Annotated in this window: 16 protein-coding genes; 5 read left to right on the top strand and 11 right to left on the bottom strand. The window is 61.3% G+C overall.

The window, feature by feature from the left end:
- Positions 1–298 precede the first annotated feature (298 nt).
- On the top strand, positions 299–721 hold the full coding sequence (locus J8I26_RS07310; protein WP_209605622.1) for an NINE protein: 423 nt from the start codon (positions 299–301) through the stop codon (positions 719–721).
- Positions 722–821: 100 nt separating this feature from the next.
- Here J8I26_RS07310 and J8I26_RS07305 read toward each other — a convergent pair whose 3' ends face one another.
- The 11 genes from J8I26_RS07305 to J8I26_RS07255 all read right to left on the bottom strand — a co-directional run bounded on the left by J8I26_RS07305 (position 822) and on the right by J8I26_RS07255 (position 12,085).
- The gene (locus J8I26_RS07305) at positions 822–2,609 is read right to left on the bottom strand and encodes an acyl-CoA dehydrogenase (protein WP_209605620.1); all 1,788 of its coding nucleotides are present in this window, start codon (positions 2,607–2,609) and stop codon (positions 822–824) included.
- A 155-nt stretch (positions 2,610–2,764) separates the two neighbouring features.
- Positions 2,765–3,694: an FAD-binding protein gene (locus J8I26_RS07300; RefSeq protein ID WP_209605617.1), complete on the bottom strand. Its 930-nt coding sequence runs from the start codon at positions 3,692–3,694 to the stop codon at positions 2,765–2,767.
- Between the two features lie 2 nt (positions 3,695–3,696).
- A complete protein-coding gene (locus J8I26_RS07295; RefSeq protein WP_209605615.1) occupies positions 3,697–4,452 on the bottom strand; it encodes an electron transfer flavoprotein subunit beta/FixA family protein in 756 nt (251 codons plus the stop codon).
- A 399-nt stretch (positions 4,453–4,851) separates the two neighbouring features.
- Positions 4,852–5,811 carry a D-glycerate dehydrogenase gene (locus tag J8I26_RS07290; RefSeq protein WP_209605613.1) on the bottom strand — a complete coding sequence of 320 codons (960 nt, stop codon included), beginning with the start codon at positions 5,809–5,811 and terminating at the stop codon, positions 4,852–4,854.
- 37 nt (positions 5,812–5,848) lie between these two features.
- Positions 5,849–6,799, bottom strand: coding sequence for a sugar kinase (locus tag J8I26_RS07285; RefSeq protein ID WP_209605611.1), 951 nt, complete (start codon positions 6,797–6,799; stop codon positions 5,849–5,851).
- Between the two features lie 13 nt (positions 6,800–6,812).
- Complete coding sequence (locus J8I26_RS07280) at positions 6,813–7,562, bottom strand: TIM barrel protein (protein WP_209605609.1); 750 nt, start codon at positions 7,560–7,562, stop codon at positions 6,813–6,815.
- On the bottom strand, positions 7,559–8,293 hold the full coding sequence (locus tag J8I26_RS07275; RefSeq protein WP_245200173.1) for an amino acid ABC transporter ATP-binding protein: 735 nt from the start codon (positions 8,291–8,293) through the stop codon (positions 7,559–7,561). Before J8I26_RS07275 ends, J8I26_RS07280 begins: the two co-directional genes overlap by 4 nt.
- Positions 8,280–8,930 carry an amino acid ABC transporter permease gene (locus J8I26_RS07270; protein WP_209605607.1) on the bottom strand — a complete coding sequence of 217 codons (651 nt, stop codon included), beginning with the start codon at positions 8,928–8,930 and terminating at the stop codon, positions 8,280–8,282. The genes J8I26_RS07275 and J8I26_RS07270 overlap by 14 nt, the downstream gene beginning before the upstream one ends.
- Positions 8,930–9,625, bottom strand: a complete 696-nt coding sequence (locus J8I26_RS07265; protein WP_209605605.1) for an amino acid ABC transporter permease — start codon at positions 9,623–9,625, stop codon at positions 8,930–8,932. The genes J8I26_RS07270 and J8I26_RS07265 overlap by 1 nt, the downstream gene beginning before the upstream one ends.
- Positions 9,626–9,887: 262 nt before the next feature.
- Positions 9,888–10,691, bottom strand: a complete 804-nt coding sequence (locus tag J8I26_RS07260; RefSeq protein WP_079218844.1) for a transporter substrate-binding domain-containing protein — start codon at positions 10,689–10,691, stop codon at positions 9,888–9,890.
- A gap of 272 nt (positions 10,692–10,963) precedes the next feature.
- Complete coding sequence (locus tag J8I26_RS07255) at positions 10,964–12,085, bottom strand: LacI family DNA-binding transcriptional regulator (protein WP_348635290.1); 1,122 nt, start codon at positions 12,083–12,085, stop codon at positions 10,964–10,966.
- A 393-nt stretch (positions 12,086–12,478) separates the two neighbouring features.
- On the opposite strand from J8I26_RS07255, the gene J8I26_RS07250 reads away from it, so the two are divergent.
- From J8I26_RS07250 to J8I26_RS07235, 4 genes are all read left to right on the top strand, one after another.
- On the top strand, positions 12,479–14,602 hold the full coding sequence (locus J8I26_RS07250) for a TonB-dependent siderophore receptor (RefSeq protein WP_209605601.1): 2,124 nt from the start codon (positions 12,479–12,481) through the stop codon (positions 14,600–14,602).
- A gap of 277 nt (positions 14,603–14,879) precedes the next feature.
- On the top strand, positions 14,880–16,148 hold the full coding sequence (locus J8I26_RS07245; protein ID WP_209605599.1) for a biotin/lipoyl-binding protein: 1,269 nt from the start codon (positions 14,880–14,882) through the stop codon (positions 16,146–16,148).
- A gap of 408 nt (positions 16,149–16,556) precedes the next feature.
- Positions 16,557–16,874, top strand: coding sequence for a hypothetical protein (locus J8I26_RS07240; protein WP_209605597.1), 318 nt, complete (start codon positions 16,557–16,559; stop codon positions 16,872–16,874).
- Between the two features lie 555 nt (positions 16,875–17,429).
- Positions 17,430–18,089, top strand: a complete 660-nt coding sequence (locus J8I26_RS07235) for a 2OG-Fe(II) oxygenase (RefSeq protein WP_209605595.1) — start codon at positions 17,430–17,432, stop codon at positions 18,087–18,089.
- Positions 18,090–18,092: the final 3 nt, after the last annotated feature.

The raw sequence follows: 18,092 nt of genomic DNA, 5'->3' as shown, positions 1-18,092 counted from the left end.
AATTATAACGGACTTCCGGCCAACTGGGCAACCTGCTTACCGCTTTTGTGTACTTATCCAACGCAGAAAGCGGGCAAACAGCGCCGATTCTGATGTGAAATTACATCAGGGCAAGCGCCCCGCCGCCGTTTGGACGCCCACAAAACCGCGGTTCATGCCCGGATGACAAGATGCGACCCCAGCGTGTACGCCTCTTGCTGCCGGGGAATCCGCCACGCGCGATACGCTATACTCATCCGATACTTCCATAACAACATCGCCGCCGGCAAACCCGACGGCCACCCCGAGACCCCACCAGATGCAGCAGACCGGCAAGCACAAGAACAAGACCCTGGCCACCCTGATCGCGGCCGTCACCGGCGGCATCGGCCTCCATCGTTTTTACCTGCACGGCATGCGCGACCGCTTCGGCTGGCTGCACATCCTCGCCATCCCGCTGTCGCTGGCGCTGATGGCGGCCAATCCCGATGCGCCCAAACTGTTCACCGGCCTGCCTTTCGTCATCTCGATCTTGTGCGGCTGCCTGGAGGCGCTGGTGATCGGCCTCACGCCCGACGACAAATGGGACCTGAAGCACAACGCCGGCAGCGGCAGGCAATCGGAGTCGCACTGGATCCTGGCGGTGATCATCGTGCTGACAGTCGGCCTGGGCGCGATGGGATTGATCGCCCTGCTGGCGCGCAGCTTTGACCTGCTGTTTACCGGCGGCGCATTCGGCTGACGCCGAGCCCCTTTCGCCCAAGCAAAAAGCCCGGATAATCTCCGGGCTTTTTGTTTTCTTGCGCATCACCCGCTGCCCGCACGATGGCGGGACGGCTGCGTCAGAATTGATCTTCGGACAACGCCAGCACCGACTCCGCGCCTTCCACGATGGCGGTGCGATACGCCAATGCCTGCGGCAGGATCTGGTCGGCGAAGAAACGCGCGGTCGCCAGCTTGGCGTCGTAGAACTTGACGTCGCCCTCGCCTGCCTTCAGCTTCGCCGCGGACACCGCGGCGGCGCGCGCCATCTGCCAGCCGCCCAGCACGATGCCGGCCATCTTCAGGTAGGTCACGCTGCCGGCGAACACCGACTTGATCTCGCCCTTGATATTGGCCACCACGTAGTCGACCACCTCTTCCAGCGCGCCGGCCGCTTCGTTCAGGCGCGCGCCGATCACCTTCAGTTGCGCGTCGCCGCCGTCCAGTTCGGCTGCGGTCTTGCGCACCTGGGTGATAATGCCTTTGGCGACGGCGCCGCCGTCGCGCACGGTCTTGCGGCCGACCAGGTCGTTGGCTTGGATCGCGGTGGTGCCTTCATAGATCGACAAGATGCGTGCGTCGCGATAATACTGCGCGGCGCCGGTTTCCTCGATGAAGCCCATCCCACCATGCACCTGCACGCCGGTGGAGGTGACATCGATGGCCAGCTCGGTCGACCAGCCCTTGACGATGGGCACCAGGTATTCATAGAAGGCCTGGTTGGCCTTGCGCGTCTCGGGGTCGGCATGGAAGTGCGCGGCGTCGGAAGTGGCGGCGGCCACGTAGGCCAGTGCCCGCGCTCCTTCGATCTGGGCGCGCATGGACATCAACATGCGGCGCACGTCGGGCTGATGGATGATGGTGACCGAACCGGCCGAGCCGGCCAGGTCGCGCGACTGCACGCGATCCTTGGCGTACGCCACGGCCTTCTGGTAAGCGCGCTCGGAGACCGACAAGCCCTGGATGCCCACCGCGAAGCGCGCGGCGTTCATCATGATGAACATGTATTCCAGGCCGCGATTTTCTTCGCCCACCAGGGTACCGATGGCGCCGCCATGGTCGCCGAACTGTAGCACTGCGGTCGGGCTGGCCTTGATGCCCAGCTTGTGCTCGATCGACACGCAATGCACGTCGTTGCGCTCGCCCAGCGAGCCGTCGGCATTGATCAGGAATTTCGGCACGATGAACAGCGAGATGCCCTTCACGCCTTCCGGCGCGTTCGGCGTGCGCGCCAGCACCAGGTGCACGATGTTCTCCGCCATGTCGTGCTCACCGTAGGTGATGAAGATCTTGGTGCCGGAGAGCTTGAAGGTGCCGTCACCCTGCGGCACAGCGCGCGTGCGCACCAGCGCCAGGTCGGAGCCGGCCTGCGGCTCGGTCAGGTTCATCGTGCCGGTCCACTTGCCGGAGATGAAGTTGGCGATGTAGGTCTCCTGCTGTTCCTTGGTGCCGGCGGTCATCAACGCCTCGATGGTGCCGTCGGTCAGCAGCGGGCACAGCGCGAAGGACAGGTTGGCCGAGTTCAGCATTTCGATGCACGGCGTGGCCAGCAGCTTGGGCAAGCCCTGGCCACCAAACTCCACCGGGTGCTGCACGCCCTGCCAGCCGGCGTCGCCGAACTGCTTGAAGGCTTCCTTGAAACCGGGGCTGGTGGTGACGCGGCCGTCGGACCAGGAGCTCGGCTCCTGGTCGCCGGAATGGTTCAGCGGCGCCACGACCTCGCTGCAAAACTTGGCATTCTCTTCAAGGATGGCCTCGGCCGTCTCCGGCGTGGCGTCCTCGCAGCCCGGCATGGCGCTGACTTCGGCCAGGCCGGCCAGCTCGTTCATGACGAACAACATATCCTTCAATGGCGCGGTATAACTCATCTCCAACCTCCTGAGTAAAACTGAAGCGATCTGACGTCGCTCCTTGCTTGCGAAAAAAGCCTCCGGCGCGCAGCCGACAATGAAAGCGGCGCCGGATGAAAACACCCCGGCAAGCGCCGGGGTAGAAACTGCCGTGGATGCGTCGGACCGAAGGATCAGCCCAGCTGCTTGACCAGCTCGGGCACGACCTCGAACAGGTCGCCGACGATGCCGTAGTCGGCCACCGAGAAGATCGGCGCTTCCTCATCCTTGTTGATCGCCACGATCACCTTGGAGTCCTTCATGCCGGCCAAATGCTGGATCGCGCCGGAAATACCGACGGCGATATAGAGCTGCGGCGCGACGATCTTGCCGGTCTGGCCGACCTGCCAGTCGTTGGGCACGTAGCCGGCGTCCACCGCGGCGCGCGAGGCACCCATGGCGGCGTTCAGCTTGTCGGCCAGAGGTTCCAGGATCTTGAAGCTTTCCGAAGAGCCCATGCCGCGACCGCCCGAGACGATGATCTTGGCGGCGGTCAGCTCCGGACGGTCCGACTTCGCCACCTCACGGCCGACGAAGCTGGACTTGCCCGAATCGGCCACGGCCGAAATGGTTTCCACGGTGGCAGAACCGCCCTGCGCCGCCTGGTCGAAACCGGTGGTGCGCACGGTGATCACCTTGACGGCATCAAGCGACTGCACGGTGGCGATCGCATTGCCGGCGTAGATCGGGCGCTCGAAGGTGTCCGGCGAATCGACCTTGGTGATGTCGGAGATCTGGCCCACGTCCAGCTTGGCAGCCACGCGCGGCAGGATGTTCTTGCCGTAGGCGGTGGCCGGCGCCAGGATGTGGCTGTAGTCCTTGGCGATCGCCAGGACCTGCTCGGCCACGTTCTCGGCCAGGCCGTCGGCGAACTGCGCGCCGTCGGCCAGTAAGACCTTGGCCACGCCGGCGACTTGCGCGGCGGCGTCGGCGACGGCCTTGGCGTTGGCGCCGGCAACCAGGACGTGGACGTCCCCGCCCACTTGCGTGGCGGCGGTGATGGTGTTGAGGGTGCTGCCCTTCAGGCTGGCGTTGTCGTGTTCGGCAATAACGAGTGCGGTCATGATCAGATCACCTTTGCTTCATTTTTCAGTTTGGCCACCAGCGTCGCGACGTCCGGCACCTTCACGCCGGCGCTGCGCTTGGGCGGCTCGGCAACCTTCAGGGTCTTCACGCGCGGCGCCACGTCCACGCCCAGCTCGTCGGGCTTGACGGTGTCCAGCTGCTTTTTCTTGGCCTTCATGATGTTGGGCAGCGTCACGTAACGCGGCTCGTTCAGGCGCAAGTCGGTGGTGATGATGGCCGGCAGGGTCAGGGCCAGGGTTTCCAGGCCGCCGTCCACTTCACGGGTCACAGTGACCTTGCCGTCTTCCAGTACGACCTTGGAGGCGAAGGTGGCTTGCGGCCAGCCCAGCAGCGCAGCCAGCATCTGGCCGGTCTGGTTGCAGTCGTCGTCGATGGCCTGCTTGCCCAGGATGATCAGCTGCGGCTGTTCCTTGTCGGCCAGCGCCTTGAGGATCTTGGCCACGGCCAGCGGCTGCAGCTCGACGTCAGCGCCGACTTCGGCCAGGATGCCGCGATCGGCGCCGATGGCCATGGCGGTGCGCAGGGTTTCCTGGCACTGCGTCACGCCGGCGGACACCGCGATCACTTCAGTGACCTTGCCGCCCTCTTTCAGACGCACGGCTTCTTCCACCGCGATTTCGTCAAACGGGTTCATCGACATCTTGACGTTGGCGATATCCACGCCGCTGCCGTCGCTCTTGACGCGCACCTTGACGTTGTAATCCACGACGCGCTTGACTGGTACTAATACTTTCATCGCATGGCCCTTGAAAAAACAAATTGACGTAAACGTAAACTTCTGCGGAATTATAAAAGCAAAACGAAGCGGCCACCGAAATTTAGCACGATCGTTCTTTTTAATATTCGAAGCATACACACTAATTTATACGAGCGGAAGCAAAAACTGGCCGCCGCCGAAAAAACTTCGCGAAGGAGTGAGGCCGGGCTCGGCCTTGAACCTGACGGCAGGCGCGATACCGCACCGCAATATCCGATCCTGCGGCACACGGCAGCCTGCTGGAAGACACGCAAACCCGCCCCATGGTTTCCGCCCACGGCAGCATAAACCACAAGCACGCAGCGGCGGTTTCGCTGCACGGATCGGAATCGGCGCGGCAAGCGGCAGTGAAAATATGACGATCAGGTAATTAAGCGTTCAGACCGCCAGATGCGGCACCTGCTCGCCGCGCAGCCCGGCGACCAGATTGGCCACGGCCAGCTCGGCCATCGCCACGCGGGTCTCGTGCGTAGCCGAGCCGATGTGCGGCAGCGCCACCACATTGGAGAGCTTGAGCAGCGGCGAGTCGCCCGGCAGCGGCTCAACCTCGAATACGTCCAGGCCGGCGGCGTAAATGGTCTTGTCCTGCAAGGCCTTGATCATCGCCTGCTCATCGACAATGCGTCCGCGCGACGCGTTGATGAAGATGGCGCTGCGCTTCATCAGGCCGAATTCGCGCGCGCCGAACATGCGCTCGGTCTCGGGCGTCAACGGCAACATCAGGCAGACGAAGTCGGCCTGCGCCAGCAGCTCGTCCTTGCTGACGAAGGTGGCCGACAGATCGCGCTCGGCCTCCGGATTGGGACGGGTATTGTTGTACAGGATCTTCATACCGAAGCCGTGATGCGCGCGGCGCGCCACCGCGCTGCCGATGCGCCCCATGCCGATCAGGCCCAGCGTCTTGCCGTGCACGTTCACGCCGAACTGGGCTTCGCCGATGCTGCCCTTCCATTGCCCGGCCTTGACGAATTCGGCCAGCTCCACCACGCGGCGGGCGCTGGCCAGGATCAGCGAAAAGATGGTGTCGGCGGTGGCTTCGTTGAGCACGCCGGGGGTGTGCGCCAGCATCAGGCCGCGTCGTTTGAAGTAATCCAGGTCGAAGTTGTCGACCCCGACCGAGACGGTGGAAGCGATCTTCAGCGCCGGCGCGCCGTCCAGCATGGCGTTGGTGATCGGCAGGCTGGCGCCGAGGAGGCCGTGCGCGGTCTTGAGGGAGTCCAGGAAAGCGGCGCGATTGCCGTCGTTGATGCGGTCGAAGAACGTGACGTCGAATTCAGCGCGCAGTTGCTCGTTCAGATGTTCCGGCAAAGTCTTGTACACCACCACGCGCTGTTTCATCGGTCTTCCTGTCCTTGTGTTTTTGAATTGATCGGGTTCAGCCGGCGGCCTCCAGCTGGGCCCGGGTCGGCAGGCCCTCCATGTCGCCCACCACCTGGATGGCGAAGGCGCCGATACGGTTGCCGCGCATCACGGCCTGCTCGACCGGCAGGCCTTCCAGCATGCCGCTGATGACGCCCACCGCGAAGCCGTCGCCGGCGCCGACGGTGTCGACCACTTCCTTCACCTTGACGCCGGCCACCGTGCCTTCGCCCATGGCGTTGCGCCAGTAGGCGCCTTCGGCGCCCAGCTTGATGACCACCATGGACACGCCGCGCTCCAGATAGAAGGCGGCGATATCGCGGGCCTCAGTGTACCCGGTCAGAATTTTCCCTTCAGACAGCCCGGGCAACACCCAGTCGGCCTTGAAGGCCAGCGCATTCAGCTGCTGCGCCATCACCTGCTGCGACGACCACAGCATGGGGCGCAGGTTGGGATCAAAGGAAATCGTCTTGCCGCGCGCGCGCATGAAGTCCAGCGCGTGATGGGCGAACTGCATGGTGCTGGCCGACAGCGCCGGGGCAATGCCGGTAGCGTGCAAGTGGCGCGCGTTGCCGAAGTAACCCTCGTCAAAATCGGCCACCGACAGATGGCTGGCGGCCGAGCCCTTGCGGTAATACTCGATGGCGGGGTCGGCGCCGTCCACCGCCTTGGCCTTCAGCTGGATCGCGGTGCGAAACTCCATGTCGGTGATCACGCGACTGACGTCCACGCCTTCCTGCGCAACGCGCTTCCTGATGAAGCGCCCGAAGGAATCGTTGCCCACCCGGCTCGCCCAGCCCACTTTCAGGCCCAGCCGCGCCAGGCCGATGGCGACGTTGGTCTCGGCGCCGGCCAGGCGGCGCGTGTACTTTTCGACATCCTCGAAGACGCCGACCTCGTCGGCCACCAGCAAGGCCAGCGCCTCGCCATAGGTCGCCACGTCCAGTTGTACTGCGTTCTCGCTCATCGCATCCTCTTTGTCATACCGTGGCCAGCATCGCCACGTGGCGCCGCGTCACTTCTTCCAGGTCGGCGCCCACCAGCGGAAATTCGATGGCGCGCATGATGCCCTTGGGGAAATATCCGAACAGGCTTTGCCAGTCGGCGTCCTGCGGCTGCAGCGGAACGGCCTTGAGCTTGCCCTTGTCCTCGCGCACGCCCTTGCAATGAACGTAACGGATGTGCGGCGCCAGCGTGCGCGCCGCCAGCTCGGGATCGATGCCGTTCCAGCGCCAGTTGCCCATGTCGAAGGTCATGCCGAAGGACACGCCGTTGCCGGTGCACAGCGACAGGAAACTGACGATCGGCTCCAGCCGGCCGCCCTGCGGCGTCTGGTCGTTCTCCAGCAAGACCTCGGTCGGGGCGTTGGAGAGATAGCGCAACAGCTTGGGCAAATCGCTGGCGGCCGAGAAATGCCCCAGCGACACCTTCAGGTAGCGCGCTCCGACCTGCTCGGCTTCCTCCATCGCCATGGCGATCTGCTCGCGGTCGAACTTGCCGTCGGCGCCGAACAGCTCGAACGGCGCCGAATACACCGAGAACAGCTTGTGCTGCTCCAGCAAGGCGCGTAGCGCCGGCAGGTCTTCCGTGCCCTCGCCGGCGAACAGCTCGCGCCGGATCTCCAGCCCGGCCGCGCCAGCCCCGGCCACCATGTGCACCAGGTCGGCATGGCCGACGCGGCGCACCAGGTCGGCGCCGTAGGCGGAGGCGGCGACCAGGACCGGCGTCATTTGATCGAGCCCGCGCCGATGAACTGCTTGGCTTCGGCGGTCTGCGGGTCGGCGAAGAACTCCTTGGACGGGCGCGCCTCCCACACCTTGCCCTGGTGCATGAACACGGTCAGGTCGGCCACGCGGCGCGCAAATTCCATTTCGTGCGTGACCAGCAGCATGGTCATGCCGCCGCGCGCCAGCTCTTCCATCACCTTCAGCACTTCAGCGGTCAGTTCCGGATCCAGCGCCGAGGTCACTTCGTCGAACAGCATCACCTGCGGCTCCATCGCCAGCGAGCGGGCGATCGCCACGCGCTGCTGCTGGCCGCCCGAGAGCTGCTCGGGGTAAGCGTCGCGCTTGTGCTCCAGACCGACCTGCTTCAACACCTTGATGGCGGTCTCGCGGGTGCTCTCGGTGGCGATCTTCTTGACGATGCGCGGCGACAGCATGATGTTCTCCTCCACCGTCAGGTGCGGGAACAGATTGTAGTGCTGGAACACCATGCCGACGTCCTTGCGCAGCTCGATCAGGTGTTCGTGCTTGTTGGTCAGCTTGTGGCCGGCCACTGTGATGCTGCCGCCGTCGATGGTTTCCAGGCCGTTAATGCAGCGCAGCATGGTGCTTTTTCCCGAGCCCGAGCGGCCGATGATCGCCACCACCTGGCCGCGCTCGACCGACAGCGAAATCCCGTTGAGAACCTGGTTGCTGCCGAAGCTCTTGGTGATGTTGTCAATCTCAACGATGGGCATGTAATTTCCTCTCAAGGGCGAAGCTGAACCGCGACAGCGGATAGCAGAAAACGAAGTAGATACCGGCAACAATCGGGAACACCAGGAACGGCTGGAAGGTGGCGTTGCTGACCAGCTTGCCGGCCTGCGCCAGTTCGACCAGGCCGATGATGGACGCGATCGAGGTGTTCTTGACGATCTGCACCAGGAAGCCCACGGTCGGCGGCAGCGAGATACGCACCGCCTGCGGCAGGATCACGTAGCGCAGCTGCTGCCAGCGCGTCATGGCCAGCGCGGTGGAGGCTTCCCACTGCTGCACCGGCACCGCCTCGATGCATCCGCGCCAGATCTCGCCCAGGTAGGCGCTGGAGTAAATGGTCATGGCAATCGTCGCGGCCACCATCGGCGGCAGCTTGTAGCCGAAGATCGCCAGTCCGTAGAACGACAGGAACAGGATGATCAGCACCGGCGTGCCCTGGATGATCTGGATGTAGACCGCCGACAGGAAGCGCAGCGCCTGTATGTGCGAGGTGCGCATCAGCGCCACGATGAAGCCAGCGATACCGCCGCCCACGAAGGCCAGCGCGGACAACAGCAGGGTCCACTGCGCCGCCTCCAGCAGGAAGAGGAAGTTATCGAAGGAAAATTCGGCGAGCATTACATTCTCCTCGGACGAGCCACGCCCAGACGGCGACGGCGTTTGAACACGATCAGGCCGATCAGCCAGAAGGCCAGGCGGAACAGCAGCGCCAGCGCGATGTAGAGGAACATCACCACCAGGTAGATCTCGAAGCTGCGGAAGGTCTCGGCGTCAAGCAGGTTCGCGGTGGCGGTCAGCTCTTCGGCCGAGATGGCCGAGACGATGCTGGAGGCCAGCATCATCAGCGTGAATTGACTGGCCAGCGCCGGGTAAACCTTCTCCAGCGCGGGCGTCAATACCACGTGGCGGATCACCTGCCCGCGCGTCATGGCCAGCGCCTGCGCCGCCTCGATCTGCGAGGGATGGATGGCCATCATGCCGGCGCGCACAATCTCGGTGGAGTAAGCGCCGAGGTTGACCGTCATCGCCACCAGCGCGGCGATGTTGGCATCGACCTGCACGCCGATCGACGGCAGGCCGAAGAAAATGATGAACAACTGGACCAGGAACGGCGTGCTGCGGATCAGCTCCACATAGGACGTCACCGCAAAGCGGGCCGGCGCGCTGCCGTGAATGCTCACGATCGCCCCGAAGATACCCACCGCCAAACCGCAGATCATCGACAGCGCGCTCAACCGGATGGTAAGCAGCGCGCCCATCAGCAACTGGTCGAGATGCTGGAAGATGAAGGCGAACTGAAAATCGTAATGCATCGTTAACTCCTCGCCCGACACCCGGCAAACCGGGGGCGCAAGTCCGGCGCCGTGAATACGTCAACACAGCGCCGGTTTGCTTGATTCTTCAATGCCGAATAGTCACATCGGCCAAATGCATCAAACTTGTCTTAGGTCCGTAGCGAGAGGCTGCCAGCGTGGTGCAGAGAAGCGCAGACACCGGAATGTACTCAAGTACATGAGGATGCCGAGCATCGCATGCGCCACGTTGGCAGTCTCGCAGTAGGACATAAGACAAGTTTTAAAACACTGGCAGGTTCGGCAGCGGACCGGCCCACTTGCGCGAGATGGCATCCAGCTCGCCGTTCAGCTTCACGTAATAGATGAAGTTGTTGAGCCATTGCTGCAGTTCATAGGAACCCTTGCGCACGGTCATCGAGTTCGGTTGCACCGAGTACGGGAACTTCACTTCGATCTTGCCTTGGCCGCGGGTCTTCACGATTTCGGTCGCCATGGTGTTGGGGATCGAGATCGCATCCACCTGGTTGGACAGCAGCGCCTGGGTCACGGTGGAGTCATCCTCGAAGCGCACCAGCGTGGTTCCGGGAGGCGCCAGGCGGGTCAGCGCGGTGTCGTTGGTGGAGCCGCGCGAGACGCCGACCTTCTTCTTCACCAGGTCATCGAGCTTCTTGTAATTGGAGCCGACCGGGCCGACGATGGACAGCTCGAAGCCGCTGTAAGGGATGGTGAACAGCACCGCCTTGGCGCGCTCGGGGGTCGGCGCCAGCGTTGCGGCCAGCATGTCGACCTTGCCCGACTCCAGCGCCGGGATACGGGCCGGCGGCACCAGCGGCACGATTTCCACCGGCAGGCCCAGGTACTTGCCGATCAGGTTGGCAACATCGACGTCATAGCCGATGGGCACGCCCTTGGCGTCGACACTGCCGAACGGCGGCGTGCCGCTGACCACGCCGATGGTGATCTTGCCCTTCTTGGTCAGCTCGGCGATGCTCTGCGCGCTGGCGCTGGCGGCACCGGCGACCGCGCAGGTCGCGGCCAGGGTCAGCGCGATGAATTTGGTGCTGAAAAGCTTTTTGATGCTCATCCTAGTCTCCTGAAATTGCGCCGTGCCAGTCACGATCACGGCAGTCCGTGCGGCTCCGGACCCGGCGGGCCCTTCTGCCCCTCTTTGCTGCGATGCCTGATATCTCTCAGGTCTGTTTCCCGGCCTTGCGAGCCGGCCCTGCTTCTGCAAATCGTTGAATGCGCCAAACTATCGGGTCGCGTTTTAAGGTCTTACCACCGGGGCGCAATGCCGCCCTGAAAGGCGACGATGCGTGCCCGGCTGGAACCGGTACCAGGCAGCGCCGACATCAGTCAGGCGGCAACAATGCCTTCCGCCCCCGCGCGCGCCATCTTCTGCGCCACCATGCTGCTCAATGCCATCTCGTCGTTGCCGGCCACGCTGCGGCTGGAGCCGCGACTGATCAGGCGGCCGTCCAGCAAAATCTCCATGCGCACCGAGCGCTCGCCGTTGATGCGCACCAGGAGGCGCTCGATGGCGGTAAAGCCGATCTCGTAGGTCGGCTGCTCGATGGTGCTGATGCCGCTGCCGACCAGCGGTGACCAAGACAATTCGTCGAAGCACAGCAAGCCCACATCCTGCGGGAAATTCAGTTTCATGCTCTGCAGCGCCAGCGCGATCTGCAGCGACACCATGCCGTTGCCGGCCAGGATCGCGATGCGGCCGCGGCTGTCGCGGCGACGCTCGAAGAACTCGCGCAGCACCGTGGCCGTATGGCCGGGCTGGTCCAGATGCACTTCCAGCGTCTCGCCGTGACAATCGCCGCGCTCGGCCATCGCCTGCAAGAAACCGGCCTGGCGCCCCTGGCGCGAACTGACGCCATACAGCGGCTGCACCACCAGCGCGATATCGGTATAGCCCTGCGCCAGCAGATGCCGCGTGGCCAGCTGCGCGGCCTTGACGTTGTCCAGCCCCACCAGGTCGAAGTCGCAGCCCTCGATGCGCCGGTCCAGCAGCACCACCGGGAAGGCCGCCTGCCCGAGCTCCTTCAGCGGCGTCACGTTGCGTCCCTGGGTGTTGAACAGCAAGCCTTCGACGCTGTACGAGTGCAAGGCGGCCAGCGACTGCTTCTCACGCTCTTCATCGTTGCCGGTATTGCACAGCATCAGCGTGTAACCGTGCTTCTGGCAGGCCGCTTCGGCGCCGTGCAGCACGGCCACCGAATAAGGATTCAGGATGTCCGCCACCAGCATGCCGATCAGTTTCGTGCGCCCGCCCTTCAGGCCGCGCGCCATCTGGCTGGGCTGATAGCCCAGGCGCGCGATGGTCTTGCCGATCTGGTCGCGCAGGCGCACCGACAGCGCGTCGAATTCGCCGCCGAGGTAACGCGATACGCTGGTTTTCGACACCCCGGCCTCACGCGCGACCTGCGCGATCGTGACCCGGTCGGTGCCGGTCTTTGTGCTTTGTCTCACTGTTGCCCGCCAAATCAGTTGATCGCTCTGTTGATCGATATTGCTCGATTTGTGCTTCCTGGGTTCCGGGCTGCTCATTTATTGAATCTTTTGGAACCGGTTCCAAGATAGCAGCGCAAAAAATGTTTGGCAAACGGTTTTCAGATGAAAAATTTGAGGCCCTGCGATGAAGCCGACCACCGCAAAAAAACATGCCGGAAGGTAATCCACCCTCACCGCCCCCGCCGGATTCTCAGGTGGCAAGACGCACTGACATTGATATTGCACTGCGATTGCAGGTCATGGCGTCAGCAGGGGCACGGGCAGGTGCTGGTCATCAGGATCGTGTAAATCTTTGTTGCGACGCACACAAATACGATATGATAAATAGAAATTATTCTCATCTAAAATAACATGCCCTTCTTGCTCACCCGCACTACGCTCGCCGTATTGCTCGCATTTCCGCCGCTGCTTGCCGCAGCCCAGACCAGCGCTGCCGATACAACTGCAGCGACCGCCGACAACAGTCCATCCGCAGCAACCCAGCTTCCCACGGTCAACGTGACCGCCGAAGGCGACGCGCCGGCCGGCTTCAAGGCCAAGCGCGCGCAGGTCAACAAATCGGACAAGCCCCTGTCGGAAACGCCGCAGTCGATCACCGTCGTCACCCGCGCCATGCTGGACAGCCAGCAAGCCGTGAGCGTCGCCGATGCGTTGAAGAACGTGCCCGGCGTGGTCTCGGGCCAGTACGGCCGGCGCGGCTGGGATGACTTCATCATCCGCGGCCAGGTAGCCTCGGACTCGCTCTACCTCGACGGTCTGCGCACCACCACCTCCAGCCGCGTGGCCGAGCAGATCTTCGGGCTGGAGCAACTGGAAGTGTTGAAAGGTCCCGGCTCGCTGCTATACGGACAGGTATTGCCGGGCGGCCTGGTCAACATGGTCAGCAAGCGCCCGCAGGCCGAGAGCTTCGCCAACGCCGACGTGACCGTGGGCAGCCACGACTTCCGCCAGGCCACGCTCGACCTGAACAAGTCGCTGTCGGAAAACGGCAAGCAGGCCTTCCGCATCAACGGCCTGATTTCCAACAGCAACGACGCGACCGACCACGTCTGGTTCAAGAACCGCTACATCGCGCCCTCGCTGTCGCTGGACCTGGGCCCACGCACCGACTTCACCATCCTCACCAGCTTCCAGGAACGCGGCTACGTGCGCCAGCAGGGGCTGCCGCTGTACGGTTCGATCTACAGCAACCGCAACGGCAGCTTGCCGCGCTCGCTGTTCACCGGCGAAACCGGCGCGCGTCCCTACAACGCCACCGAGACGCGCCTGGGCTATGCCTTGGTGCACCGATTTGACGACGGCTGGACCCTGAACCACAACCTGCGCTGGCAACAGTTCAACATGAGCGGCCAGCTGGTGGCCAACAACGTCTCCACCGCGACCGGCGCCACCGAAACCCGGACCGCCACCGACCAGACCTTCTCGGGCCAGACCTTCGTCATGGACACCAACCTGCAGAAGACCTTCGACACCGACTTCGGCAAGCACGCGCTGACCTTCGGCACCGACTACATGAACACGCGCGAAGATGCGGTCTCCTACACCTGCACGGTCCCTGCGCTGAACCTGTACAACCCGGTGTACACGCGCGTGACCTGCCCGGCCACGCCCAACACGCGGACCTCCACCTCGGTGCGCGACACCGGCCTCTACCTGCGCGACACGCTCTCGCTGGGCCAGCGCTGGCAGCTGCTGGCCGGCCTGCGCCATGACATCACCTCGACCTACTCCGACAACCTGCTGACCCGCGTGCACACCGACACGCCGGCCTCGGCCACCACCGGCTCGGCGGCAGTCATGTACGAGATCCTGCGCGGCGTGCGCCCCTATGTCAGCTACACCACCTCGTTCAACCCCAACGTCGGCACCTCGATCTCCGGCAACACCTTCCAGCCGGAGACCGGCAAGCAATGGGAAGCCGGCGTCAAGTTCGACCTCGACGGCGGCCGCACCAGCCTGAACGTGGCGGTGTTCGACCTGCGCCGCAATAACGTGCTCAGCAGCGATCCCAGCAACACTAACTTCAAGATCGCCAGCAACCAGCGTTCGCAAGGCGGCGAAATCGGCATCACCAGCGACTTCAGCAACGGCCTGAGCCTGACCGCCGGCTACGCCTACACTGCCTCCATCACTGTGGACAACCTCGGCAACAGCTCCATCACCAACGGCCAATGGCTGGACAACGTCCCGCGCCATACCTTCAACGCCAGCGGTCGCTATCGCTTCAAGGGTCAACTGAACGGCTGGGAATTGAACGGCGGCGTGCACGGCCAGAGCATGCAGCGCACCAACGGCTACACCCTGCCCGGCTACGTGCTGGCTGACGCCGGCGTGGCCTACAACGCCGATCGCTGGCGCGCGGCGCTGAACGTGAAGAACATCTTCAACACCCAGTACTACAGCGGCGGCCTCGCACGCGCCGTGGCGCTGGGGGACGATCGTACCGTCATGCTGACGTTGGGGTATCGCTACTAAAATAGTGAAAAGAATGGCTCTGCTCTCCCCGAAGAACATCTTCTCGACATACTTCGAAGGGCGGAGCATTTCTTAGCGTATACAGAGCAATATCGACCTCATTCGGTGCGTCTTATGGCATTGTGCGCGGCATCTATTTTTACGCCGCCAGCCCGCCACTTTTTTCGGCCAGTCAGCCAAGCGCCCTGCTTGAGAGCCGATAAAAATCACTTCTCCAGACACATCCTCCAGGCTTCCGCTCTTTCGGGCGGAGGCACTATCTGCCCACACCGATGGTATGGCCGGTTCGATACGGCTTGCACGCCCATTGGCAGGCTGGCTTATCGTGGCCGCGTCATTGGTCGCCGTTGCCACAATCGGGATGTTTGTCGCTTGCGGCTCCGTCACGAGAAAGGCGCACATTGCCGGCGTCATTGTTCCTATAGATGGCAGTGCCACCGTCGCAGCAGCCACTGCTGGTGTATTGAAACGGATATATGTCCGTGAGGGCGACGCCGTCGCGGCAGAGGAGCCGCTGTTCGAACTGGCCACTGAGCGACAGGGTAAAGAGGGCGAACTAAGCGAATTGATTGCCCAGCAACTTGCCACGCGACAGGCATCACTGGAATCGGAGCGACGACTCCGCCAGAGCCAGTATCGCGACAAGACCCAGAACATACGGGAGCGCCAGCAAAACCTGGGGGCGGAGACTGACAAACTAGAGCAAGAGATCGCCCTCGCAAGACGCCGCGAAGAACTGGCACGCCAAACCTTATCGAAATATGAAGTGCTGCAGCAAAGCGGCTACGTGTCACATGCCCAACTTCAACAGAAGCAAGAAGATCTGCTCGACGTCACAGGTAAGCTCAATGCGCTGGAACGCAGCAAGGTCCAATTGTCCGCGAACCGCATTGCACTGAAATCAGAACTGGCCTCAACCGAAACAGAGCTGGCTACCGATCTCGCCCAAATCGAACGCTCACTGGCCAGCCTTCGGCAAGAAAGCGCCGAGAACCACAGCCGACACTCCACCCTGATCACCGCCCCACAAGCGGGGACCATCACCGCCATTTCCTACCAGAGCGGACAAACCGTAGCGCCGGGACAAATGCTGGCAACGCTCATCCCGCTGCATGCCGGAGATCGGCCAGCCGCTTCACCCACGCTGGAAGCTCACTTGTATGCCACCAGCCGCACCGCAGGGTTTGTCGACGCAGGGCAAAAAGTGGCCATCCGTTATGACGCCTACCCGTATCAGAAATTTGGATTACAGCAAGGGACCGTCGTTGATGTAAGCCGGACACCATTTGCCCCCAGCGAGCTCCCGGCAAATCTGGCCAGCACAATCATCGGGCAATCACAGCAGCTTGTCGCAACGGCCTCTGCCGCACCGACGGAGGCGCTCTATCGCATCAAGGTTCGGCTCAATCGGCAGGCTATCGATGCCTACGGCCAACCCAAACAGCTGAAAGCAGGCATGACCTTGAGCGCTGATGTGAAGCAAGACCGACGTGCGATTTGGGAGTGGGTGGCGGAGCCGCTGCTCGCGGTCGCTCGAACCGAATAGTTCACTCAATAACGGAGGAAAACCAAATTGATGCAATCCATTACCACCTTCTATGCGAAGCACAATCTCTTTCTCTTTAACTTCCTGGTTGGCTATCTCTTTGCCAACCTGCTGTGCGGCTCATTTCTGCATACATGGTTACGGGCATATCGCAGGGAATTAGTCATCTTGGCTCCGCTTCTCTCGATCCACATATTTCTCTCGACTTTTCTTCACATCCAGAGTGAATACAAACTCTCGCTCTCCATAGCATTCGCGCTCTTTCCCTACGTCGCTGGCGCTTTGCTATTTGCAGGAAGAAGTGGTCGCCCAATACCTGCCTAGCCCTTTCAAAAATCAACCAAGGAGTACTCACACATAGATTCGCCACTTAGAACCATATCGCTACATTGCCGCTGAAAAAGAGGCATGACAAAGGAACGCCAAATGCATTGGATTGAGAACTTCTACCTGGAACACTCTTTTGCTTATTTAAATGCCTATCTCCTAGGAGCATTTACTGGCGGATGGATGCCTTGGTGCCTGAAGAGGCATCGGCATTTCCTCTTGATCGTAACGGCGCTTCTGTTCGCCCCCCATCTTTTCTTTACTGTTCTTTATGGCGCGTTCAGACAAGATCCAAACGTGGCTTGGCGAGCGCTATCTCTGGCAATAGCGCCGATTTTTGTCGGCGCAGTTGTGTACTTCATCGCGCAACATACGGCGCCCGATCGACAATCGCCTTAAGTTCACCACCCATCACAGTTATTGATCAATCTTGGCGCATGAAAAAAAACTATCTCTCGATATACATCTTCACGCAATCCATTGGATTCGCCCTTTTACTGCTCTTCTTTTATGCGTTCCTGAATTCAGCATTCCTTACCTATTGCAAATACTCTTTTTTCGCTCTCGCCCTCGGATTTCCTGTCGTTTCCATATGGGGAAAGACGCGTCGCCCCGTTTTCAATTCATCTTCAACATGGTTTCACGTAACGATGGCACTCATACCCGTTCTAATTGGTTTCATTTCGGCCTCTTTACGCCTGACGGGAAAAGAAATTCATCTTGAATATGTACTTCCGACATCTCTATCGTTAAACCTCGGCAGCGCAAAAGTTAAATAAAGAAAGCAGCTTTTTATTACTCAACGGACGAACTGGAGAACACCCATGGAAGATCGGACACTTCTAAAAATTAGAACCGCATCAGGAAAAGTAAGCTGCTGCAATGGCATCGGAACCTCTATTGCGGAAAAAAAATTCAACCTGCTCTGCAACGCAGAGTTAAAGGAGATTAAACATGCTTATCGATGATCCGTGCGTTGCTCAACCGCCAGCAGATACTCCCATACAAAATTTCGATGGCAGCTTTGTGCGAATAGACAATCTACTCACCGACACTGAGTTGGGAGCATTACAGGAATACTTCCAAGAACATGTTTTCTGGAAATATGGCTGGAAATCTGCCAGCGACAAGATGGTATTCGGACATTGGAATCATGACATCCTCAAGACCCACAAGAGCAATCAGGATGATCAATCATCTCTGCTGGCCCAAGACCCTTCGCTCTCCCCAGTCAATATGGTTTGGAAAAAACTAAAGAATTCATTTCTGCGTAATCACCATCTGGTCCGCTGCTATGCCAATGCACACAGCTACGGAGTAGAGGGTTATCCGCACGTGGATTCAAGACGACCAGGCAATTTCACCGCAATCCTTTATCTCAACCCGATTTGGAAACCTGAATGGGCGGGAGAGACCGTGTTCTTCAATGAAGAGAGCGACATTATCCAAGCGGTTCTGCCAAAGTCGGGGCGCGTCGCCATTTTCGACAACAGGGTTCTTCACGCTGCGCGCGGGGTTAGTCGTATTTGCCCCGCCATCCGGGTGACGCTGATGTTCAAAACAAAATTGGCGAGCGCAGAAACGGATGATGAAGAGTTCTATGGCGGAATGTAACAG

The organism is Herbaspirillum sp. LeCh32-8, assembly GCF_017814915.1.
In the GTDB taxonomy this organism is placed as follows: Bacteria; Pseudomonadota; Gammaproteobacteria; order Burkholderiales; family Burkholderiaceae_D; genus Herbaspirillum.
This window is presented reverse-complemented; position numbering and strand designations above follow the sequence as displayed.